The organism is Streptomyces sp. NPDC058534, from assembly GCF_042717365.1.
Lineage (GTDB): Bacteria > Actinomycetota > Actinomycetes > Streptomycetales > Streptomycetaceae > Streptomyces.
On sequence record NZ_JBHXNW010000067.1, the window covers coordinates 1 to 22,670 of the forward strand.

The following is a 22,670-nucleotide window of genomic DNA, read 5'->3' on the forward strand; positions in this document are numbered from 1 at the left end:
CCTCAAACCTACACTTCGTCACTGTCGCAGGTCAGAGGGGCTGTCGCTCGTATGGCCCCTAAATTCCAGCCGCATTCTGGGACTGTAGGTCACGGCTTCATAACGCTCTAAGGTCGACACTCATTATCGCCAGATTTTGAGCCCTTAGAGGCAACCCGCTGGCATTCGACGCACTAGTTACAGTCGGGACCAAAATTCCCATCCTGCGGACCGCACCCTTTTCGAGGTCTGCCCACGACGCCCATGCGGGGGCCGCTCTCTAAGCAAACCGCATACGCTAAAGGCCCGTTCCGGGTCGTCTCGCATGACTGGCAGGGGTGCCCATCATGCTGAGCCTCGGAACGGGCCTTTAGTCGTTTCCGCACCCCAGTGAAAGCGACCCTTTCCCATGACTTCCTCTGCATCCGAGTACCGGACTGCACACCAGCGCATTGACGCGCTACGCTTGCCGGCCAAGTACCATGCCTGCGCCTGGTGCTTCCTGACCGCTGATCAGTGGGCGTACCTGCACAACGATCCTGATGAGCGCAGCGAAGACGGCCGAGTCTGGTCCGAGCACTCGCGGAACTACGTTGCCTTGTGCCGTAGCTGCCACAACCAGTTCGACTACGCCTATAGGCGCGTTGGGCGCGAGGGACTGGCAGAGGCCATTGCCCCGCTCATCACGGCCGCCTACGCCGCTGTAAGCCCCGAACGGCGCGCTGTTGAGGCTGAGTCCCGGGAAGCAAGCGCCAGGGCCGCACACGCCTTCCTGGACGCCCAGAACATGGGTCTTGGTAGGCGCTATAGCCGGCTGCCAATCGCCGCTGAGCGCGCAACACATGACCGGCTAGTCGCTGCCTACGCGAAGCATCCTGGTGGCCAGCCGTGACGCGCGTGTTCGTAGCGGAGCTGATTGTTCTTTCTTCGCTGGTCTCCGTGCTCTACCGAGCAAGTGGCTTGACCTGACCCATACTCGCGCCTCCGAATTTTCGGGGGCGCCCACACACTCCGCTGGCAACAGCGGTCAGGGATAGTGACTTATCCCGCCTTTCGATATGGGCTGGGCACCCATCACGCCCGTTCCCGGGGCTCTCAGGCGCGATGCCTACCCGGGGACGGGCCACATTCTTCCCCATCGCTCCCAGGCGCTTTGTCCTTTCGACCTGGGGGCGATGGGGTCTCACGAAACGGACAACAAAATGAAGTCTCTACTTGCCGAGCTGGCTGACACTCAGTTTGCAGCCTGCCAGCTTATCGCCGCTGTGGCTCACGACGCGCCGGATACTCAACTCCCCGTCTCATCGCTGGCACAGGCTCTCTTCCTCGATGAGGACGACATGCGCACGCTGTATGGCAGCCACATGACGGCGCGCGACGTGGTTACGTACGCGACGAATTGCCCAGCGTCCCATCTTCTGACTTACATCTACAGCGAGGCGCGGAAGGCCAATGACTGAGCTTGAGGTCTCGCCGGCTGAGGGCTCTACGGAGGAGCCACAGGCACCGGCTGAGGGCAGTAGCGCAAACCGCGAGGCTGCGAAGTACCGGACGAAGCTTCGCGATGCTGAAACGAAGCTTGAGGCTGCACAGGCCCGGATCACTGCACTCCTACGCAAGGAGATTGAGGGGCACGCAGCTAAGGAACTATCCGTCGGCGCTGACCTCTTCGAAATTGGAGGGGCCAACGTTGATGACATGACCGACCCGGAAGGGAACGTCATGCCGGACGCTGTTGATGTCGCTGTTGATGCGTTGCTCGCTAAGCGCCCTGGGCTGGGAAACCCCAATCGCCCCTGGGGTGAGGTTGGCGGGAATCACCGCGAAGTCCCAGAGCGCGCCCCCACCATGCAGGACGCCCTCAAGTTCAAGGGGCGCTAAGGAAACCCCGGGGTTTCCGTACAACTAAATATCCGCCTACGGACTTTCGTAGGTGCCTTTGAGAATCCGCTAGGCCCCAGGTGGGCGGCGGATTTCTCACGTTTGGGCCTGGTTGCCCGTTCCTCCTCGCTGTCAGGCACAGCGGGCTTCCATCGCGCATTCGCGCACATGCCTAAACGCAAGGAATTTCCGCATGACCATGTTTACGCCTGCCAGCGGTGCCGTTCTACCCCCGGAGTACGGGGAGATTGTCACCAAGCCCGTAGAGGCTCTAGCCGTCGCCTACCTGACCGGTACGAAGGTCACCACTCAGGCGCACGACTACCGCATTCCGATTCTGGCTTCCGACGTGACCGTTGGCGCTGTGGCCGAAGGCGCGGAGATTACCCCGTCTGATGCTGACTTCGATGAACTGGTGGTCTCCCCGGCGAAGTTCGGAGGGCTGACTATTGTCAGCCGAGAGCTTGCCGACGACAGCAATCCCTCTGCGACCGACCAGATTGGGCGAAGCATCGCGCGGCAGATTGCGAACAGCGTAGACAATGCACTGTTCAACGCGCTGGCTTCGCCCAACCCATCCGGCTTCGCCTCCCTGACTGGCATCTCGACGGTGCAGGCGCCTGGGACGTACACGAACCTTGACCCGTTCGAAGAGGCCGTGTCGCTCAGCGAGGCTTCCGGGGGCCGGATTACCTCTTGGGTGACCGGTGCTGCGGCTGCCCTTGAAATTGCGAAGCTCAAGGACGCGACCGGCTCTAACAAGGCGCTGCTTAACCCGGACCTGACCGCTGATGGCCGGCGTACCATTCTCGGCCGTCCGATCATCGTCAGCCCGTATGTTCCGGCAGACACCGTTTACGGCATCAGCAAGGATGATCTCCTTGTGGTCACCCGTGAGGACACGCGCCTAGACGTTGACCGCTCCGCCTATTTCTCCTCTGACCGCGTCGGTGTGCGCGGCACCATGCGTGTTGCCTTTGGCATGCCGGTTGCTGGTGCTCACGTTCGCATCACCAACGCTGCGGCGTAGAACCCTAGCCCGGTACTTCCACAACGCTGCCTCAGTGGAAGTACCGGGCTATTCGTCTTCCTGTAGTCAGCCAAGCCGCGAGGACACGGCCGTGATTTCCGACGAATACGCACCCGCGCACGCTGTCTCCCTGGTTCAATCCCTGGGCTACGCCAGCGGGTACGCCGAAGAGCTACGCGCCATGCTCGCTGAGGGAAATCCCCACCCCGAGAGGGCTGCAAGGCTGGTACAGGCTCTACGCAACATGCTCTGTGACGCTGAGGACCACCTAGACGCGCTGGACGACACTCAGGCAGCAATAGACGCGGCTACCGCCATGCAGCGGCTCAGCGACGCGGACCTATTTCGTGCCCTAGCGGAACCCCCCACCCCCGAAAACTCGTAGGTGCCCCCATGCCAAGACTGCCCCGCCGGCGATGTACCGCGACCCCCTCTTGTCCCAACCTGATAGCAGGTAGGGAGCGGGCATGCGCCGATCATGTACACATGCTCACGGCTGTACGTGCTGAGAAAGGCACCAGCGCCTACGGGAGGGACTGGCCGCGCAAGCGCGCTGCCTTCATCTATCAGAATCCGTGGTGCGCCCTATGCGGCAGAGAAGCACGTGTTGCCGACCACCATCCGCTGTCCAGGAAGGAACTGGTTAAGCGAGGTGTTATTGATGCGAATGCGTCTGAACACTTGCGCGCCCTCTGCGTGCCCTGCCATAACCGCGAGACTGGGCGTGCGCAGCCTGGTGGAGTCATAGCCGAACGGCAGCGGCAGACACAGGCACAGCGTGAATGGCAGTACTGGGCAGATAGGCGCGAGGCTTCGCAGGACATTCCGCCTTTCTAGGGCACCGCTGACCGTACCCACCTGGCGGGGGTCCCCCTCCCACCCTCGTAAGTGCGCGGCAGGGAGGGAAAAAGCTAGCGTGGCTAAACGGGGCATTCCTGTGGGCTGATCTTGCCTCAGACACCCTCCTTATCGATGCCCTGGTCACTCGCCGGCCGGGGCTTTCCTATGCCCAGAGAGTTGCCGATGACCGCCGATTACAAGGCGCGCGTTGCTGCCTGCCTATTGTTCAGCGACGAAGAGCTAGCCCGTCCGCTGTGGGAGATTGCCCCGGCAGACCGCAAGGCTTTCGTGTCCGCCCGGTCTTGGCACCAATTCACACACCGCGCTCACTCCGAAGATTTCCAGATTCCAGAGGCGCACCAGCGCGTGACCGATTGGGCTGATACGGAGTAACGAACAACGCGCCCTAGACAGCGGCCCCCGGCGCCCGGAGAATCACCCCCATGGGTACTGTCGTTGCTGTTGTGGGAACGCTCCTGGGCACTCTGGCAGGTGCGGTGATAACTGGATGGTGGCAGCGTGAGGCAATCCGCGTGACTGTCAGGGCGGAGCACACCAAAGACAGGCACCAGCCTCGCAGTGATGCCTACAAGGCGTTCATTCGGTCTGCTATCGCACTCAGGGAACGCGTCCTTGACAACGACGGGTATGAGGACTCAACAGAAGCGGAAGAAAAGCGTCTGCGTAGCGAGATCAACGCCTTGTGGACTGAGCTAGTCTTCTTGGGTCCTCGCTCGGTCAATCTGATTGCATCGGTATTACTTGACGCTTATCTCGACATCATCAGGCAAATGGTCGATTCTCGCCATCTTCGTGATTCCTGGCCCCGCATCGCTAATTCGCATACAGATGAGGACGCGGAAGAGGACGCACGCCAAGACTACGAGAATTCGTTGCACACGCTTGAACATTTGGCGGGTGAACTTACGCTCGGCATAAATGCTTTCGCAGCCGTTGCCAGCACCTTTCTCAACGATGATGGAACCACACCACGTCGAGCGCGCCTCTGGAAAAAGCGTAGACATCTACCGCCCCCGATCCTGGAACGCCCTTGACGCGCTGACTAAGCCTGTACCAAGCCCCGTACCCATTTCCTTCCTGGTGGTCGGTACGGGGCTTCCTTTGTTGGCAGCTGGAAATTTGAGGGATTCGCCGGCTGCCGTGCCTTGTATCTCTGACCAGGGTGTTTCTCTGCCAGCGCGTATGCGTCGGTGTGCGCTGTAGCGAATCGATGACGTGGCAGGTCATGCCGCCCGGTGCTCAGCAAGTAGGGCAGCGACTTCCGGCACGTCCAAGCAATCCTGCAACCGGCTAAGAATCACACGGACCCGTTCGGCAACTCGTTCTGACGGAGTGTCAGCACTCAGCGTAATGACCCGATCTGCTACGCCTGCCGCCTCTTCTGGTTCGTTGGCATCAGCCAGCGCAATGGCCAGCCAAGAGAGGTACAACGCCACTTCTCTCGTATGCGTCGCGTCGTACCCGCTGAGGACTTCCCGGAGCAACGGCACAGCGCGCAGGGGACGCCGAAGCTCCGTGTACACGCGGGATTCCATGACCCTGAGTTCGCCAGCGTCGACCCAGTAGAGCCACGCCGGCGATTCCGTCCCGGCGCTGTCCTCGCTGAGGGCTTGTCCGGCTGCCCCCAGTGCTCGCATAGCAGCCTGCCCGTTGGTTACTCCCCCAGCTTTCGTATGCGCCCATGCAACGCGGTCCAGGTACAGCGCGCGGGCTTTCGGCGGGGCCTCGCTGCCAGCGTCATGCAATGCGGCTTGCGCCAGTGTCAGGCCTTCGGCCGTTCGTCCCGTGTTGCTGAACTGGTAGGCAAGTGACCCGGCAATGTTCCCGGCAAGGGTATGGTCTTCCGCCTGTCGCGCTGCACTGATTCCTAGCCGGTAGATGCGCTCAGCTTCCGCGTGCTGGCCAGCGTCCGACGCAATCCATCCCGCAATCTGAGCCAACTCTCCGACTTGCCGCAGTAGTTGGCGTCCTACATCGCTGGTGTGGCTTCCCTCGCGGTACACCTTTACGGCTGAGCGAAGCTCCCGGAGTGCTGGGCGAATCAGGTCTCTGCCGGCCAGCACGTCATCCGCAAGCCTGAGGCCGTGTACGCGCTGCTGTAGGTCGTCTACTTGTCCCATACCGACTTGACGTCCTGTAGCCGCGCTCAGCGGGGCCAACGGGTCCCCTTCGGGCAGGAAGTCAGCCAGGGTCGGCAGAGGTGGCTCAGCGGGCGCCTGGGGCGTCCTGAGCACGTCTACGGCAACGCTTAGGGCGCTCGCAAGGAACGGCAGCCTTTCGCGGGGGGTGCGCTTGCCTGTCTCCCAACGGCTGACTTCCTGTCGTCCCACGGGATCACCGACCACTCCCGCTGTCAGACAGACCTCACGCGCTAGCCGTGCCTGACTCCAGCCGCGCTCTTCGCGCAGCCGTTTGATGTTGGCCCCAACGCTGCTGCCCATACGTCCATTCTGGCCGACAGTTGGCCTACAGGTGGCCGCTAGTCAGTGATCGGTGCCCAAAGGAGTGTGGAACGCCTGACAGTCGACGTGAGGGGACGACATGGCCACGGCGGAGATCAGCGGAAGAGGCGCATTACTGGAGCCTGTAGGCGTTGAAGGCTGCTCGACCTGTATCGCGCTGGCCAACTCCCGTGAGATTGCCAGGGAAGCCAACGCGCCGGACGCCATAGAGCGCTGTAGCCGAGAAATCACGGAGCATCCTCATGACCAGCGCCTACGTTCAGCGCGTGTATGGGGTGTTGCGCTGTGACTGAGCCGCGTAGATATCAGGAAGCCCCCGTTGTCCTGCCGCTCGATGACTGGTTGTACGAAGCGCACCCGAAGCCTGGTTGCCAGACATGCGCGGAGGCATCTACGGCGCTGGAAAACGCGAAGCGTGCGGGCAACGCCTGGGACCGTTTTGAGGCAGCGCGGGAGATCAGGAGACATCCCCATGCTTGACGGAATCCTGGTGCCGCGCGCCGGCCTGGTCGACGCTGATTCATGCCCTGTCTGCGGAGGTCTCCGCGCTGCGCTGAGAGTTGCCATGCGCGACAACGATGGTGAGCAAGCGGGAGACGTGGTGCGGAGCATGGACGCACACATGCGCTACGGCCACCCCAACGATCCCCGGAACGCTGAGCTTCGCCGATAGCTGAGCGCACCGGTCCTGCCCCGTCTCTGGAGCCCCCGCACCAGAGACGGGGCTTCCTGCTGCCTGGGCATAGCCGCTGGTGAGAGCGCCAAGGTAACCTAAGGTTCTCTTGGTTCACGGGCAGGCGATGTCGCTCCAGATCTCGACGCGCATGGCTCGGCTCTTCTCCAGGTCGTACGGGTGCGGAGGCCCTCTCCGCGCCCGTACGTGAACGTTCAAGCAGCGGGCCTCATTCCCCGGGCACCCGAAAACGCAGGAACAGGTGGTGGTCGCCCTCGGCGGGCGGATGCTCCGGGTCCGGGACCCAGCCCAGACGGGCGTAGAAGGCCTGCGTCCGCCGGTTGTCGACGTGCACGTCCAGCACCGCCGCCCGCAGTCCGTCGGCCTGCCACTGCTCGACGCAGGCGGCGTGCAGGGCGGTGCCGAGACCGGCGCGCCAGTGGTCGGGGTCGACGTGGAACTGGAACAGCTTGACCGTGTCCGCCGACCCGCCCTCCGGGACCCGGAACGAGGCGATGGCGGCGATACGCCCCCGCTCCACCGCGCACAGCACGTGCCCGTCGGCCCGCTCGACGGCGGTGCGCCAGAGGGCCGCCCAGTCGAGCCCGTCGTCGGGCAGCCCGTCGGGGTAGTACGTCGCCCGGGCCCGGGCGTGCAGGGCGGCGACCGTCTCGGCCTCGGCGGGCAGGACGGTGCGGATCACCCTGCTTCCGGTCACACGTTCGCTGATCATGCACCGCAGGACGCGCGGACCCACCCTTCCGGTTGCGTCAGCTGCCGTCGCGCAGGTCCGCCGGCCAGCCCGGCCGGAACTCCAGGCGGTCGTACGTCACGACGCAGCCCTCCCCCGTCGGCGCCTGGGCCAGGAAGCCGACCAGGGCCGCGCCGGTCTCGTCCGCGTCGCCGAGCGTGAAGAGGCGGACGAACGTCCAGCGCTCACCGTCGAGCGAGGCGTGGAAGGCGAAGGCCCGCCCGCTGCGGCTGACCCGGAACCAGACGGAACTCCCCTCCACGGTGAAGGAGTTGCAGTCGTCGGAGTGTCCGCGGGTGACCACCGTGCAGACGGTGGGCACGTCCGGCGAGTACTCCAGACACAACTTGGCCCACGCCCGCTCACCGACATGCACGTAGAGCACCCCGGCGTCGAAGGCCCCCTTGAACCCGACCGTGACCCGGACGACGAGCTGGAAGTCCCCGTCGGGAGCGCCGAGCAACCGGGGCGCGTCGGAGACGGTGTCCAACGCCTCCCCGGTCGGCGCCACAAACCGATCCTGCCGGGCCCCGGCAGTCCCGGTGAGCACACCGCCTTCGTAGGACCAGTCGCCGTCGGGACCATAGGCACGGAGGGGAAAGGGCAGTTCGGGAAGGTTCATGTGCATCAACCGATTGTCGCAGGCCGAGTGGAGTGACTCAGGGGCGCGGGGCTGTATCGATGTGCGGCTCCGCCGCGTGGGCGCGACAAGCCACGACGGCGCAGCACCCCGCGACGAACCCGCACCCCCACGGCGCTACCGCTACCGCTCAAGCACCCCGTTGAACCGCCGAGGCACCCCCAACGGATTCCCGTCCCGCAACTCAGCCGGCAGCAAAACCTCCGGCACCCCCTGATACGCCACCGGCCGCAGCCACCGCTCCACAGCCGTCCCCCCCACCGACGTGGACGTCGACGTCGTCGCGGGATACGGCCCCCCGTGATGCTGAGCCGCCGCCACGGCAACCCCCGTCGGCCACCCATTCACCAGCACCCGCCCCGCGAGCGGCGTCACCGCACCGAGCAGCTCGGCGCCACCTCCCTCCCCCGCCACCTCTCCGGAGGAGAGCTGCACGGTCGCCGTGAGGTTCCCCGGCAGCCGCGACAGCACGCCCCGTACCTCGTCCTCGTCCTGATAGCGGGCCACCACGGTGACCGGCCCGAAGCACTCCTCCAGGAGCAGGTCGTGCTCCCCCTCCGCCGCCAGCCGCGCCGCCGGCACCGTGAGGAACCCGGCCGCGACGGTGTGCTCGCCGCCCGCGCCCGGCGTCACCGGCGAGTCCACGTCGGGCAGCGCCGCGCGCTCGGCGACGCCGGCGACGAAGTTGTCCCGCATGCGGTGGTCGAGCAGGACCCCGGCGTCGGTGTCGCTGACCGCGTCCGTGAGCGTCTTGACCAGGCCGTCACCGGCGGCGCCCGCCGGCACCAGGACCAGGCCGGGCTTCACGCAGAACTGGCCGACGCCCAGGGTCATCGAACCGGCCAGCCCCGCGCCGATCGCGTCCGCCCGCTCGGCGGCCGCCGCCTCCGTGACGACGACCGGGTTCAGCGAGCCCAGCTCGCCGTGGAAGGGGATCGGCACCGGCCGCGCCGCCGCCGCGTCGAACAGCGCGCGGCCACCACGGACGGAGCCCGTGAAGCCGGCCGCCGAGACCAGCGGGTGCCGGATCAGTTCGATGCCCGCGTCGAAGCCGTGCACCAGACCGAGGACGCCGTCCGGGATGCCGTGCCGGGCCGCGGCGCGGCGCAGCACCCTGGCGACCAGTTCGGACAGGGCCGGGTGGTCGGGGTGGGCCTTGACGACGACCGGGCAGCCGGCCGCGAGGGCGCTGGCGGTGTCGCCGCCGGGGACGGAGAAGGCGAAGGGGAAGTTGGAGGCCGAGTAGACCGCGACGACGCCGAGGGGCACCTTGTAGCGGCGCAGGTCCGGGACGGGCGGGGTGGCGGTGTCGTCGGGGTGGTTGACCACGACACCGAGGAACTCGCCCTCGTCGACGATGTCCGCGAAGGCCCGCAGCTGGTAGCAGGTGCGGGCGAGTTCGCCGGTGAGCCGGACCGGGCCCAGCGCGGTCTCCGCGTCGGCGGCCTCGACCAGCGTGTCCTCGGCGGCCTTCAGTTCCTCGGCGGCACCGCGCAGGAAGGCCGCGCGGACGGTACGGTCCGCGAGGGCGCCTTGGGCGGCGTGCGCGGCGCGGACGGCGTCGTCCACCTCCCGGGCGGTGGCCTCCACCGCGACCTGTTCACGCTGCTTCCCGGTACGGGGGTCGACACTCCAGACTGGTGCTGCTGCCACCGCGGGTCCCTCCACGTGCATCGGAACGTGTTCTGCATCGCAGTCGTTCGATATACTGAACGCTGTCTCTGGTGATGAATATGCTGTTCGAGACTATTTCCCGGCGAACGAAGGGGTCAAGGGCGATGTCGGCTGGCGATACGGGGGGCGGAGCGCAGGTCAAGTCCGCGGTGCGGACGGTTGAACTGCTCGAGTACTTCGCCGGACGCCCCGGTATGCACTCCCTCGCGTCGGTCCAGGAGGCCGTCGGCTATCCCAAGTCCAGTCTCTACATGCTGCTGCGCACGCTGGTGGAGCTGGGCTGGGTCGAGACGGACGCCACGGGCACGCGGTACGGCATCGGGGTACGGGCGCTGCTGGTCGGCACCTCGTACATCGACGGCGACGAGGTGGTCGCGGCGGCGCGGCCGACGCTGGACCGGCTCTCCGACGACACGACGGAGACCATCCACCTCGCGCGCCTGGACGGCACGAACGTCGTCTATCTGGCCACCCGGCAGTCGCAGCACTACCTGCGGCCGTTCACCCGGGTCGGCCGGCGGCTGCCCGCGCACTCGACGTCGCTGGGCAAGGCGCTGCTGAGCACGTACACCGACGAGCAGGTCCGCAAGATGCTGCCTCAGACGCTGCCGGCGCTCACCGAGCACACCATCACCGACCGGGAGAAGCTCATCGAGGAGCTGCGCCAGGTGCGGGAGCAGGGCTTCGCCGTGGACCGCGAGGAGAACACGCTGGGGCTGCGCTGCTTCGGCGTGGCGGTGCCCTACCGCACCCCCGCGCGGGACGCGATCAGCTGCTCCGTACCGGTGGCGCGGCTGACGCCGGCGCACGAACAGATGGTGAAGGACGCGCTGTTCGACGCGCGGGACCGGCTGACACTGGCCACGCGTAGGCTCTGAGCCATGCTCATCGCACTGCGCGAGGTTCACGACAGCGATCTGCCCGTCTTCTTCCGGCAGATGAACGATCCGGAGGCCCTGCACATGGCGGCCTTCACCCACAAGGATCCGACCGACCGGGACGCTTTCGAGGCCCATTGGAGAAAGATCCGGGCCTCCCATGACGTCGTACGAACCATCCTCGGCGACGGTGACGTCGTCGGCAGCGCGGCGGTGTACGGGGAGCCGGGCGAGCGCGAGGTGACGTACTGGGTCGACCGGGCGTACTGGGGCCAGGGCGTGGCCACGGCCGCGTTGCGGGCCCTGCTCGCCGAGGTGCGGGACCGCCCGCTCTACGGGCGCGCGGCGGCCGACAACACGGGTTCGCGCCGCGTCCTGGAGAAGTGCGGCTTCGAGATGAGCGCCCGGGCCAGGGGCTTCGCGGCGGCGCGGGGCGAGGAGATCGACGAGGTCGTCCTCCACCTCGCGCACTGACCCCCTCCGCCGCGCGGCGGAGGCGGATCGTCGGTGGGCGTGACGTGCCGGGGGGTGTCCGCGCGGGAGCGTGGAGGCATGACGCAGACGTTCGCACCCACGCCCGCACCGACCGCCACGGCGCCGAGGCCCACCCGGACCCGCCGGCTGCTGCGCGCCGTGGCCGTGCTCTCCTGCCTGCCGTACCTCGGGCTCAAGGCCGCCTGGATCGCGGGGAGCCGGATCGGCATCCCGGAGGGCAGCGCGCTGCTGGACCACCGGGTGACCATGATCGTCGCCAACGGGGTCTCCGTCCTGCTGGACAGTTGTGTGATCGTGCTGGCGCTGGTGCTGACCCGGCCGTGGGGCCGGCGGGTGCCCGCGTGGCTGCTGGCATTCCCCGTGTGGGTCGCCACTGGGCTGCTCGCGCCGATCATGGCCGGGTTCCCGCTGCAGCTGCTCACCCGGGCGCTGGGCGGTGACACCGCGACGACGCCCGGTCCGGGGCGCGAACCCTTCCTCCAGGAATGGGTGTTCGCTGTCGTGTACACGGGGTTCATCGTGCAGGGGCTCGCCCTCGGGGCCTTGTTCGTGCTCTACGCCCGGGACCGCTGGGGACAGCTGTGGCGCGGGCGGATGTGGGAACTCCCGGCCGGCGCCGTCGGGACGCCGTACAAGGCCGTCGCCGTCGCCACGACGGTCCTCGCGTCCCTCCCGCTCGCCGTCCGGCTGTACTGGGCGTGCGGTGGCACGGCGGGGCTCGGGGACGAGAACCGCACGACCGACTTCCAGGTACTGGACGGCATGCACGTCGCGTTCCTCGTCGGGGCCGTCGTCGGCGCCCTGTTGCTCGCCTTCCGCCACGCCCGCGTCCTGCCGGTCACGGTGCCCCTCGCGTCGACCTGGGTCTGTTCCGGCGCGGCGGCCTGCTGGGGCGGCTGGGTGCTGCTGGCCACGCTGATGCCGGCCGACGATCCCGCCGACCGGCCGACAGCGCTGATGACGCTCACCTACGCTGGCCAGATGACCGTCGGCCTGCTCCTCGCGTCAGTCGGCGCCCACTTCCTCGTCCGGCGGTCGGCCGCCCTCGGCACCCGGCCGTGACCGTGTTCGCCGGGCTGCTGTTCGGGCGGCGGGCGCGACTGCGGTGGATCCATCTGATCCTCGGCGGCGCGCTCGCCATGCCGTACGTCCTGGTCGGCTCGGTCGTCGTCGGCCCGGTCGCCGGGGACGTGAACGTCTTCGGCTCGCTGCGTCTGCAACTGGCCTCGTTCGCCGTCGGGCTGCCGCTCGCCGCCGTCACCTCGCTGTTCCCGCTGACCCGGCCCCTGGAGTCCGGCGTCGTGCGGTCGCTGTGCGGGGTCGAGCCGGACCGGCTCGCCCACGGGCCCGCCCGCACCAAGGGCGAGAAGGGGCGCACGGCGGCCTGGTTCACCCTGCACCTGGGCTTCGGCGGGGTCATAGCGGGGATGTCGCTCGCGGTGCCGCCGTTCGCGGCCGCGCTGATCGTGCTGCCGTTCGTGCCGGCGCTGCGGGACGACCGGATGGGGATGCCCGGCGTCCTCCAGCACACCTGGGCGCTCGCGCTCGCGCCGGTCGCGGGGGCCGCGATGCTGGTCGCGCTCGCCGGGTGCGCCGCCGCCTGCGGCACACTGCTGGCCCGTTGGGCGCCCGCGCTGCTCGGCCCCTCCGCCGAGGACCGGGTCGCGGCGGCCGAGGCCCGCGCCGCCGCGCTCGCCGTCCGCAACCGGCTCGCGCGCGAGCTGCACGACTCCGTGGGCCACGCCCTGAGCGCGGTCACCCTCCAGGCGAGCGCCGCCCGCCGGGTCCTGGACACCGACCCGGAGTTCGTCCGCGAGGCGCTGGCCGCGATCGAGGAGACCACGCGTCGCACGGTCGGCGAACTCGACGCCGTACTGGGCGTACTGCGCGACGGCGACGCCCCCGGCACCGCGCCGGCACCCACGCTCGCCGCCGACCTCGACGGGCTGCTGCACCGCACCCGCGCGGGCGGACTGCGGGTGACCGCCGCGGTCACCGCCGACCCCGGCGCGCTGCCGCCGCTGGTCTCGCGCGAGGCGTACCGCATCGTGCAGGAGGGGCTGAGCAACGCGCTCAGGCACGCGGGCGCGGACGTCACCGTGGCGCTGCGCGTCGACGTGCGCGACGACGACCTGCGGATTTCCGTCGAGAACCCCCTCGGCGAGGCCCGCGCCACGCGCCCCGGCGGCGGCCACGGCCTGCGCGGCATCACCGACCGTGCCCGCCTGCTGGGCGGCGCGGCCGAGGCCGGCGCCGACGGAGAGACATGGCGCCTCCACGTACGCCTGCCCCTGAGAGGGACCACGTGACGCGTCCGGTGCCGGACCTCGGGCCCCTCGGCCGCAGAGCCCCGACCGCCGGCGGCGGACGTCGGCCCTCCTGCCCGAAGAAAGCCCCGGACCACAGGCCCGATCACGGCAGGCCCGTGCACGCCCCGGACCGGAGGAGACATGACCGACGGCGGCAGACCGTCGGCGCTCCTGTCCGGAGAGAGTCCCGGACCACAGGCCGGACCACGGCAACCACCCTCCACACCCTGGGCCGGACAAGACAAGACCGCCGGCGGCAGACGTCGGCCCTCCTGCCCGAAGAAAGCCCCGGACCACAGGCCCGACCACGGCAACCACCCTCCACACCCTGGGCCGGAGGAGTATCGGCAACCACCCGCGACCCGGCCGGGCCCGGCCCCGGAACCCCGGCACGGGAGGCCCCCGACCAGGCCCCAGACCCAGCAAGACCCGCCGGGCCCCAGACCCAGCAAGACCCGCCGGGCCCCAGGCCCCGCAAGACCCGCCCGGGCCCCACACCCCGCCGGGACCAGCAGGACGACGCCCCGCCCCGAGGAGACCACCGTGACCCGCCCGCCGATCCGGATCGTGCTCGCCGACGACGAGCGGATGGTCCGCACCGCGCTGCGCGCCATCCTCTCCGCCGAGGCGGACCTGGAGGTCGCCGGGGAGGCGGCCACCGGCGCCGAGGCGGTGTCCGTGGTGCGGGAGACCCTGCCGGACGTGGTCCTGATGGACGTCCGCATGCCCGGCGTCGACGGCATCCGCGCCACCGAGCAGATCCTCGCCACCGTCGCCGAGCCGCCGCGCGTCGTGGTCGTGACCACCTTCGAGAACGACTCCTACGTGTACGACGCCCTGCGCGCCGGGGCCGCCGGCTTCCTGCTGAAGCGGGCCGACGCCGACACCCTCGTGCGGGCGGTGCGGCTGGTGGCGCACAGCGACACGCTGCTGTTCCCGTCGGCGGTGCGGACGCTGGCCGCCGAGCACGCCCGCGCGAACCCCGCCCCGCCGGCCTGGGTGGCGCGGCTCACGGACCGCGAGGGCGAGGTGCTGCGCCTGATGGCGACCGGCCTGACCAACGCGGAGATCGCGGCACGGATGGCGGTGGGCCCGGCCACGGCGAAGACACACGTGGCCTCGGTGCTGGCGAAGACCGGCAGCCGGGACCGCACCCAGGCGGTGATCCGGGCCTACGAGGCCGGCTTCACGCGACCGGCCACATGAACGGACGATGAGAAAACGGGGCACACGGAACGATCGGCCCCCGCCCGTTCGTCCTGTCAGCGGGATGAACAAGACGATCAGGCGCGCATCGGTCTTCACGCTGCTCCTCGTGTTCGCTCTGCTGATCAGGGCGACCTGGGTGCAGTTCTACGAGGGCCGGGCGCTCGCGGACAGCAAGGACAACCGGCGCAACGCGATAGAGACGTACGCGGAGCCGCTCGGGAACATCATCGTGGCCGGCCGGTCGGTCACCGGTTCGGCGCCCACGGAGGGGAGCGACCTCGCCCACAAACGCACGTACGAGAACGGCAAGCTGTACGCGGCCGTGACGGGCTACGCCTCGCAGGCGTACGCGCCGACCCAGCTGGAGGGCATCTACCAGGACGTGCTCAACGGCACCGACCCACGGCTGAAGACCGTCATGGACACGATCACCGGCACGCGCGCCGAGCCGGGCAACGTGGTCACGACCATCGACCCTGCCGTGCAGAAGGCCGGGTTCGACGCCCTCGGCGAGACGAAGGGCGCCGCCGTCGCGATCGACCCGAAGACGGGCAGGATCCTGTCGGTCGTGTCGACCCCCTCGTACGACCCGACGTCGCTCACCGACGCCAACACCGCGGGCGAGGCCTGGGAGAAGCTCACCAAGGACCCGGACAAGCCGCTGACCAACCGCGCGCTGCGCCAGCCGCTGCCGCCGGGCTCCACCTTCAAGCTGGTCGTCGCGGCCGCCGCGCTGGAGAACGGGCTCTACGGGTCGGTGGACGAGAAGACCGACAGCCCGGACCCGTACCGGCTGCCGGGCACCGCGACGGACCTGTCCAACGAGAACCCGAACGCGCCCTGCGAGAACGCCACGATCCGCACCGCGCTCCAGTACTCGTGCAACAACGTGTTCGCGAAGATGGCCGTCGACCTCGGCCAGGACGAGCTGCGCGCCATGGCGGAGAAGTTCGGCTTCAACGACGAGTCGCAGGACGTGCCGGTCCGGGCGTACACCAGCGTGTACCCGAAGGACATGAACAGCTCGTCGACCGCCCTCACGGGTATCGGCCAGTTCGACGTGACGGCGACCCCGCTGCAGATGGCGATGGTCTCCGCGGCCCTCGCCAACGGCGGCGAGCTGGTCTCCCCGCACATGGTGTCGCAGGTGACCGACAGCGGCGGCGACACCCTGGAGGACCACTCCGACGCGGACTCGAAGCGGATCGTCGGCTCCGACACCGCCGAGCAGCTCCAGTCGGCCATGCAGACCGTCGTCGACGAGGGCACCGGGTCGAACGCGCAGATCGCCGGCGCGACGGTGGGCGGCAAGACGGGCACGGCCCAGCACGGCGAGAACAACAGCAAGACGCCGTACGCCTGGTTCACCTCGTACGCCAAGTCCGACTCCTCGGACAAGGAGGTCGCGGTGGCGGTCATCATCGAGCAGTCCGACGCGGCCCGCTCCGAGGTCAGCGGCAACGGCCTGGCGGCCCCGGTGGCCAAGGCGATGATGGAGGCGGCGCTCAAGAGCTGACCCTCCCCAGCGGGTTCGGTCTGTCATACGGTGTTCGACGCCGGGGAAGCCGCTGCGAGGAGGGTCCGCCCGTGGGGAGAGCCGTCGACGACGCCGCCTCCGCGGAGTTCCACGCCTTCTTCGAACGCCACTACGCCGAGCTGGCCCGGCTCGCCCAGCTGCTGACGGGCGAGCCGGACGCCGCCGACGACCTCGCGGCGGACGCCCTGCTGGCTCTGTGGCACCGCTGGGACCGGGTGCGCGCGGCCGACCATCCGGTGGCGTACGCCCGCGGTGTCGTCGCCAATCTGGCCCGCTCCCGTATCCGCGCCGCCGTGCGCGAGCGCAGACGGGCCGCCCTGTTCTGGTCGCAGCGCGAGGGGCGGACGGAGGACCCGGACGTCGCCGGGGTCGTCGACGTGCAGAAGGCGCTGCGCCGGCTGCCGTTCCGCAAGCGGGCCTGTGTGGTGCTGCGGCACGCGTTCGACCTCTCCGAACGGGACACGGCGCTCGCCCTGGGCGTCTCGGTGGGCACGGTCAAGAGCCAGACCTCGAAGGGCGTCGCCGAACTGCAGCGGCTGCTCGGCACCCGGGCGGCCACCCGTCGGCAGGTGCGCGCGGCGATCGCACGCAGCGGTGAGGCCGCGGGAGGGGCCGGATGACCGGGCGGCGGGACGCCGACGCGGAACTGCGCGCCCGGCTGCGCGGAGCGGCCGGGGCGCACCAGCCGGACCGGGCGCGCATCCTGGCCCGGGTGGAGCGCGGCATGACGGCCGAGGACGGCACCGGGCACCATCGGCCGGGCCGTGCGCTGCCGGGCTGGGCGCGGGTGGCCGGGGCGACCGTAGCGGTCGCGGGCGTCCTGGTGACCGGCGGCTACCTGGCCGCGTCGACGGTGGGCGAGGACGCTCCCGCACCGCGCTCGGTCGCCGCCTCGCCCGGGTCGCGGGAGTCCGAGTCGCGGGAGCCCGGGTCACGGGAGCCCGGCCCGCTGTGGTCGGTCGGCTCGGTGGGCCCGCACAGCAACGAGTTCTGGGCGCAGAGCGACGTCACCCTGAGGACGAGCGCTCCCCTGACCACGCTCACCGTCGAACTGCGGGTGGCGCAGACCGGCTCGGTCACCTCAACGGGCGCGTGGCGTTCGCTGCCGGAGGCCGACTTCACGTTCACGGCCGGGGAACGGGACGGCTTCCTCGTCTACCGCTGGACGCTCAAGCGGGGCCGTACCGTCCCGGCGGGCGAGTGGAAGTTCGCCGGGCAGTACAACCACGAGCGCGGTGGCCGGGACGCGCGCGGCGACCGCTACTCCGCGACGGCCACCGCGGCGTCCGGACACCACTCGGTGGAGGGCGGTTTCACGCCACGCGGGGGCGGCTGACACCCGCGCGCGCCGGCCCCCGGCGGTGCGCTACTCGACGAAGTACGTCGGGTTGGGCAGCTTGTACGTCCGGTCGGCGTGGCCGCCCTGGAGGTCGGAGTACTGGTCGCCGACGTTGGCGACGATGTCGTACCCGAGGTCCCCCTCGATGTGCCCGCGGGTGCCCGCCTTGTACTGCACGGTGGTGCAGGTCCAGGTGCCGGGGGTGGCGCAGTGGGTGAGGTAGGACGGCGGGTGCGCCTTGTCCTTGAGGAACATGTGGGCGGCGTCGAGGTTCACGTCGGCGCCCACCTTCTTCAGGTTCCGCACGGCGGCGGCGCGCTGTTCCTCGCTCAGACCCGAGTTGTAGAAGACCTCGACGCCCTTCTTCTCGGCGTACCGGACGAGTCCGGGGCTGCCGGGGACGGCGGGGCGGTCGGCGCGGTCGACGTAGGCGGCCCAGGTGGCGCTGTCGTAGCCGTAGTTGTTCTTCTTCTCGTAGTCGAGGCTGAGGAGCAGCGTGTCGTCGATGTCCAGGACGACCGCCGGCTTCGTGTGCCGGTGGTGTGCCGTGCGGGCCGCCCGGTCGATCTGCTTCCTCGCTGCGGCGTCTGCCCGGGCCAGGTCGGCGGCGTACGGGCTGTCCGGGGAGGCCTGGTAGACGCCGTCGGCGTCGAGAGTGGTGCCGTAGTAGGCGTCGATGTCCTTGGCCAGCTGCCCTATGTTGTAGGGCTCGTGGGTGGAGTTGACCGTGGACTGGCCGGCGGTGGCGGCGCCCGTGCCGTACAGGACGGCACCGGCGACGGCGCAGGCGGCGGTGACGGTCGCGAGGCGCAGTGGTTTATGCATGACACATGTTTCTACGCGCGTCACCCGGTTGGGCGCGAGACCCGTGGCCGGATCCGCGCCCCTTTACCTGGCAAAATTCGCGTCAAGCGGGTCAAGTGCCGGACCCGGCGGGCCCGTCACGGCATGCGCCGGTACGGCCGCCAGTCCCCCAGGTACGCCTCCCGGGTGTGCGCCGCCGCCTCGGCGCGGGTGAGCTGGGGCCGGTTCTCCGGGACGGTGACAGCGGCCCCGGCCCCGGCCCCGGAGTTGCGGTACTCCCCGAACCGCTGCCGCTGCCAGGGGTGTTCGTCCCGCATGTTCGCGTAGGGCGCGACGGCGTCGATGCCCGCGCCGAGGCGGGTCTCGCGCACGGTGAGCATCGGGCGGGCGGTGCTGTCGGAGCTGGGCACCCAGGGGCGGGCCAGCTTGTAGTAGCCGTCGGGGGCCTCGCTGCCGACGCGCCCGCCGGTCACCAGGTAGCCGCGCGGGTTGGCGCCCGCCGTGGACGGCGCGAAGACGAAGCCGTAGGGGGCGGCGTCGAGGTCGGTGCGGGCCAGGGCGCGGAAGTGGCAGTGCTCGTACACCGCGGGCGCCCGGCCGAAGACGAAGTCGACGTCGCCCTCGACGTAACAGTGCCCGTAGTACTGGCGGGCGAAGAGGGAGAGGTCGCGGCTGTCGGCGTAGAGGGTGTCCTGGTGGCCGAGGAAGCGGCAGTGGTGGAAGGCGGAGCGGTCGCCCTGGACCTTGACCGCGACGGCCTGGGTGCCGGTGATGCCGGGGTGGTCGGCGCGCAGCCAGTCGTTGGCGAAGGTGAGGTGGCGGGCGGTGAAGCCGTCGGCGCGCAGGGTGGTGGTGGCCGACCCGCTGGTGCCGTAGGTGCCGGAGCCGTCCGGCTTGGGGGTGCCGGCCGCGTTGTCGTACACGATGACGACGTCGCGCGGGTCCCCGGAGGCGCCGATCCAGGTCGCCCCCGTGCGGTCGGTGTCGAGCAGGACCGTCTCGCGGTAGGTGCCGGGGGCGAGGACCAGCGTCCAGCCGCTCCCCTCGGCCGCGGTCACGGCGGCCTGTACGGAGGTGAAGTCGCCGCGGCCGCGCGGGTCGACGTACAGGGTCTTCGGGGAGCGCCGGGCGGCCGGTGAGCCGTGGCGGCCGAAGGGGCGCGGGTCGGGCCGGGGTCCGGCGACGGCGGGGCGGGCGGTGAGGCCGAGCGCGGCGCCCGAGCCGGCGGCCGTCACCAGGAACCCCCTGCGGGACAGGGCGGGTCGGTGCATGCGGGTGCTCCTTCGGGTCAGCGCAGGCGTCCGGCGCCCGCGCCGTGGTCCACGGCGAACGGGACCGCCCAGGCGGGCAGGACCCTGGTGCGCAGGGTGGGCGTCCAGCCCGCGCCGGAGCGCAGGGTCTCCTCCGGGATCTCCGCGTTGTGCACGGCGATCAGGTCGACGGTGCGGCCGTTGACGCGGTTGTGCGCGGCGGTGAGCGGCGAGTCGTTCCAGCGCTTGAGCACGTTCGCGGCGCTGACGCCGTCGGGCAGCGTGAAGGCGTTGTGCTCGGCGACGAGCTGGGACTCCTTGCCGACGCCGAAGCTGTAGGCGTAGTCCTCGCCGGCCACGAAGTGGTTGTTGTACACGTCGACCTGCCCGAACCGCACCCGGGGGGCGCGCTCGACGAGGTTCTTGAACAGGTTGTGGTGGAAGGTCACCTTCAGGTGCCCGCGGTCGCCGGCGGCGGTGGACTCGCTGTCGCTGTTGCCGATCAGGATCGTCTTGTCGTGCTCGGTGAACACGTTCCAGGACGCGGTGACGAAGTCGGCGCCGCGTACGACGTCGAGCTGGCCGTCGTGCTGCTGGTAGAGCATGCCGAAGTAGGTGGGCGCCGCGCTGTCGGGGTGGTCTCCGTCGGTGAAGGTGTTGTGGTCGAGCCAGACGTGCGTCGATCCGTACACGACGGCGCTGTCGTACTCGGAGTTCCAGTTGCCCGTGTCGCCGTCCGTGGGGTCCCACTGCGGGAAGCAGTCCACGGGGCTCTCGAAGGTCAGGTTGCGGACGATGACGTTGTCCACGCCCTTGATCTGGAGACTGGCGCCCTTGAGCCCGGCGTCGCGGCCGACGCCGATGATCGTGGTGTTGGAGGGGACCTCCGCCTTGACGGCCCGTTCCTGCCGGGCGGCGGAGGCCCGGCGCAGCCCCTCGGGACTGCCGTCGGCCTCGGCACTCAGGTCGGTCTCCGTGCCCCAGTTCTCGGGGCTGTACTTCTCCAGGTAGGCGTCGAAGTCGTAGCCGGGCGCGGCGAAGGCGTCGCACCCCTCGGCGGCGGCGTCGACGGTCCCCTTCACCTTGATGATCCTCGGCGCGGTGCCTTCGACGGCGAGGGCGGCACGGAACCCGTCCCAGTCGGTCACGGTGAAGACGCGGGAAGCGTCGGCGGCGGCCCCACCAGTGGTCCCGGCCCCTTCGGCGGCCCACCCGTCCTTCACCGGCAACGTCTGCCGGGCTACATCACGGGGAGGGTGGTGCCCGGGCCGGGCTTGGGCGGTGGCGGCGGTCAGGGTCAGCACGAGGGCGGTACAGCCGGCCAGCAGGCCAACTCTGCGCAGATGCATAGTGCGGCTCTCCTTGTTCTTGAGTGACACGCCAGTGCCTTATGACGGGGGGGCAGACCACCCACCCCAGGGGCGCGGGGAACTGCGCGCCCAGCCGAGGACGACCCGCAGCCCGAACACAACGGGCCGTCCCACGGCGAAACCCGGCAGAACTAACCCAACTGCTCAACCCAGTCGGCCTGCGCAGCATTCAGCTTCTCGGCCAGCTCATCGAGGAACGACTCCGCACTCATGTCCCCGAGCAACACCTTCTGGAACGCCGGCTCACTCTCCGACTTGGACAGCGTGTTCCAGTCCGGCAGGTAGTACGGCAGCTGCACGATGGTCGTAGACCCGTCACTCAGCGCCTCCGCCGCCAGCTTCGTCGGCTCGGCCCTCTGGATCCACGCGTCCTGCCCGGCCCCGGTGTTGGAGGGCACCTGCCCGGCCGACTCGTTGAACTTCGAGTTCTGCTCCTTCGATGTGGCGAACTCGATGAACTTCCAGGCCGCCTCCTTGTTCTTGGAGCTCTTGAACACGCCGAGCCCGTCGACCGGGTTGGACACCTGGACCCGCTTGCCGCCGGGGCCGACCGGCTGCGGGACGCCGCGGAACTTGTCGACCCCGAGCGCCTTCACGTGGTCCTGGTAGGAGCCGAGGTTGTGGTTGAGCATGCCGATCGTGCCGGTGTCCCACTGGGCGACCATCTTGGCGAAGTCGTTGTTGACGTCGGCGGCCGGCGTGACCTTCTTGTAGAGGGCGGCGTACTTCTCCAGCGCCTCGACGTTCTTCGGGTCGTTGACGGTGGTCTTCTTCTTGTCGGCGTCCCAGAACGAGGTGATGCCGGACTGTCCGTACATCGCGTCGAGGGCCTGGGCGATGGAGCCGGAGCCGCCGCGGATGGTGTAGCCGAACTCGTTCTTGTCCGCCTTGGTGAGCTTCTCGGCGGCCGTGAAGAAGCGGTCCCAGGTCGTCGGCTCCTCCAGCCCGGCCTTCTCGAACAGGTCGGTGCGGTAGTAGAGGACGCCGTTGTTGGCGGAGGTCGGCACCGAGTACAGGGTGCCGTCGCCGCCGCCGGCCGCCTTCAGCGACTCGACCATGTCCTTGTTGAGCTGCCCGTTCAGGGAGGACTTCGCGAGCCGTCCGTCCAGCGGCTCCAGGGCGCCCTGGGCGGAGAAGCCCGCGAGCATCGACGCGGTGACGCCGCCGACGTCCGGCAGGCCCCCGCCCTGGATGGCGGTGTCGACCTTGGACTGGTACTCGGTGGCGGCGATCCCGACGTACTCCACGTCGATGTCCGGGTTGGCCTTCTCGAAGTCGGCGATGATCTCCTTCCAGACGGCCGTACGGATACCGCCGTTGTTGTCCCAGAAGACGATCTTCCCCTTGCCGCTGCCCTCGGCGCCCTTGCCGCCGCCGGCCCCGCTGCCGTCGTCACCGCAGGCGGTGGCGGTCAGCGCGAGCACGGCGCCGAGGGCGACGGCGGCGGACGTGCGGCGCCTGCCTGTGCCTCTGCTGCTGAGAATGCTGATCTTCATTGGTCGGCTCTCTTCTTCTGGATCCAACAAAG

At 69.3% G+C, this 22,670-nt stretch carries 21 protein-coding genes and 1 pseudogene; 13 read left to right on the forward strand and 9 right to left on the reverse strand.

Annotated elements, in window-relative coordinates; all coding sequences use genetic code 11:
• The first annotated feature begins 1,181 nt into the window (after positions 1-1,181).
• The 5 genes from ACFWR9_RS31735 (at position 1,182) to ACFWR9_RS31755 (ending at position 4,785) form a co-directional block, all read left to right on the forward strand.
• Positions 1,182-1,439, forward strand: coding sequence for a hypothetical protein (locus ACFWR9_RS31735; RefSeq protein ID WP_383848021.1), 258 nt, complete (start codon positions 1,182-1,184; stop codon positions 1,437-1,439).
• Positions 1,432-1,860 (forward strand): hypothetical protein, encoded by a 429-nt coding sequence (locus ACFWR9_RS31740; RefSeq protein ID WP_383848023.1) that lies wholly within the window; start codon positions 1,432-1,434, stop codon positions 1,858-1,860. The genes ACFWR9_RS31735 and ACFWR9_RS31740 overlap by 8 nt, the downstream gene beginning before the upstream one ends.
• A gap of 193 nt (positions 1,861-2,053) precedes the next feature.
• The gene (locus tag ACFWR9_RS31745; protein WP_383848026.1) at positions 2,054-2,890 is read left to right on the forward strand and encodes a phage major capsid protein; all 837 of its coding nucleotides are present in this window, start codon (positions 2,054-2,056) and stop codon (positions 2,888-2,890) included.
• 91 nt (positions 2,891-2,981) lie between these two features.
• Entirely contained in the window at positions 2,982-3,275 is a 294-nt protein-coding gene (locus ACFWR9_RS31750) for a hypothetical protein (protein ID WP_383848027.1), read from the forward strand.
• 898 nt (positions 3,276-4,173) lie between these two features.
• A complete protein-coding gene (locus ACFWR9_RS31755; protein ID WP_383848030.1) occupies positions 4,174-4,785 on the forward strand; it encodes a hypothetical protein in 612 nt (203 codons plus the stop codon).
• 189 nt (positions 4,786-4,974) lie between these two features.
• Here ACFWR9_RS31755 and ACFWR9_RS31760 read toward each other — a convergent pair whose 3' ends face one another.
• The 5 genes and pseudogenes from ACFWR9_RS31760 to ACFWR9_RS31780 all read right to left on the reverse strand — a co-directional run bounded on the left by ACFWR9_RS31760 (position 4,975) and on the right by ACFWR9_RS31780 (position 9,930).
• A complete protein-coding gene (locus ACFWR9_RS31760; protein WP_383848123.1) occupies positions 4,975-5,871 on the reverse strand; it encodes a transcriptional regulator in 897 nt (298 codons plus the stop codon).
• Between the two features lie 114 nt (positions 5,872-5,985).
• Positions 5,986-6,192 (reverse strand): annotated as a pseudogene (locus tag ACFWR9_RS31765) (helix-turn-helix transcriptional regulator); the annotation flags it as partial.
• 923 nt (positions 6,193-7,115) lie between these two features.
• Positions 7,116-7,619: a GNAT family N-acetyltransferase gene (locus ACFWR9_RS31770; RefSeq protein WP_383848032.1), complete on the reverse strand. Its 504-nt coding sequence runs from the start codon at positions 7,617-7,619 to the stop codon at positions 7,116-7,118.
• Between the two features lie 37 nt (positions 7,620-7,656).
• Positions 7,657-8,265, reverse strand: coding sequence for a DUF1349 domain-containing protein (locus tag ACFWR9_RS31775; protein ID WP_383848035.1), 609 nt, complete (start codon positions 8,263-8,265; stop codon positions 7,657-7,659).
• A 135-nt stretch (positions 8,266-8,400) separates the two neighbouring features.
• Complete coding sequence (locus ACFWR9_RS31780; RefSeq protein WP_383848038.1) at positions 8,401-9,930, reverse strand: aldehyde dehydrogenase (NADP(+)); 1,530 nt, start codon at positions 9,928-9,930, stop codon at positions 8,401-8,403.
• Positions 9,931-10,055: 125 nt separating this feature from the next.
• On the opposite strand from ACFWR9_RS31780, the gene ACFWR9_RS31785 reads away from it, so the two are divergent.
• From ACFWR9_RS31785 to ACFWR9_RS31820, 8 genes are all read left to right on the forward strand, one after another.
• Entirely contained in the window at positions 10,056-10,829 is a 774-nt protein-coding gene (locus ACFWR9_RS31785) for an IclR family transcriptional regulator (protein WP_383848040.1), read from the forward strand.
• A 3-nt stretch (positions 10,830-10,832) separates the two neighbouring features.
• Positions 10,833-11,303, forward strand: a complete 471-nt coding sequence (locus ACFWR9_RS31790) for a GNAT family N-acetyltransferase (protein ID WP_383848043.1) — start codon at positions 10,833-10,835, stop codon at positions 11,301-11,303.
• A gap of 78 nt (positions 11,304-11,381) precedes the next feature.
• Complete coding sequence (locus ACFWR9_RS31795; protein ID WP_383848046.1) at positions 11,382-12,386, forward strand: hypothetical protein; 1,005 nt, start codon at positions 11,382-11,384, stop codon at positions 12,384-12,386.
• Positions 12,383-13,633 (forward strand): sensor histidine kinase, encoded by a 1,251-nt coding sequence (locus ACFWR9_RS31800; RefSeq protein ID WP_383848049.1) that lies wholly within the window; start codon positions 12,383-12,385, stop codon positions 13,631-13,633. Before ACFWR9_RS31795 ends, ACFWR9_RS31800 begins: the two co-directional genes overlap by 4 nt.
• Positions 13,634-14,176: 543 nt before the next feature.
• Positions 14,177-14,839, forward strand: coding sequence for a response regulator (locus ACFWR9_RS31805; RefSeq protein ID WP_383848052.1), 663 nt, complete (start codon positions 14,177-14,179; stop codon positions 14,837-14,839).
• Between the two features lie 64 nt (positions 14,840-14,903).
• The gene (locus ACFWR9_RS31810) at positions 14,904-16,358 is read left to right on the forward strand and encodes a peptidoglycan D,D-transpeptidase FtsI family protein (protein ID WP_383848054.1); all 1,455 of its coding nucleotides are present in this window, start codon (positions 14,904-14,906) and stop codon (positions 16,356-16,358) included.
• Between the two features lie 71 nt (positions 16,359-16,429).
• On the forward strand, positions 16,430-16,999 hold the full coding sequence (locus tag ACFWR9_RS31815) for a SigE family RNA polymerase sigma factor (RefSeq protein ID WP_383848056.1): 570 nt from the start codon (positions 16,430-16,432) through the stop codon (positions 16,997-16,999).
• A complete protein-coding gene (locus ACFWR9_RS31820; protein ID WP_383848059.1) occupies positions 16,996-17,715 on the forward strand; it encodes a hypothetical protein in 720 nt (239 codons plus the stop codon). The genes ACFWR9_RS31815 and ACFWR9_RS31820 overlap by 4 nt, the downstream gene beginning before the upstream one ends.
• A gap of 30 nt (positions 17,716-17,745) precedes the next feature.
• Here the strand turns inward: ACFWR9_RS31820 and ACFWR9_RS31825 are convergent, their stop codons facing one another.
• The 4 genes from ACFWR9_RS31825 to ACFWR9_RS31840 all read right to left on the reverse strand — a co-directional run bounded on the left by ACFWR9_RS31825 (position 17,746) and on the right by ACFWR9_RS31840 (position 22,638).
• Positions 17,746-18,543 (reverse strand): HAD family acid phosphatase, encoded by a 798-nt coding sequence (locus ACFWR9_RS31825; RefSeq protein WP_383848061.1) that lies wholly within the window; start codon positions 18,541-18,543, stop codon positions 17,746-17,748.
• Between the two features lie 116 nt (positions 18,544-18,659).
• Positions 18,660-19,793 (reverse strand): pectinesterase family protein, encoded by a 1,134-nt coding sequence (locus ACFWR9_RS31830; protein ID WP_383848063.1) that lies wholly within the window; start codon positions 19,791-19,793, stop codon positions 18,660-18,662.
• A 17-nt stretch (positions 19,794-19,810) separates the two neighbouring features.
• Positions 19,811-21,121: a polysaccharide lyase family 1 protein gene (locus tag ACFWR9_RS31835; protein WP_383848066.1), complete on the reverse strand. Its 1,311-nt coding sequence runs from the start codon at positions 21,119-21,121 to the stop codon at positions 19,811-19,813.
• A 152-nt stretch (positions 21,122-21,273) separates the two neighbouring features.
• Complete coding sequence (locus tag ACFWR9_RS31840; RefSeq protein ID WP_383848069.1) at positions 21,274-22,638, reverse strand: ABC transporter substrate-binding protein; 1,365 nt, start codon at positions 22,636-22,638, stop codon at positions 21,274-21,276.
• Positions 22,639-22,670 lie beyond the last annotated feature (32 nt).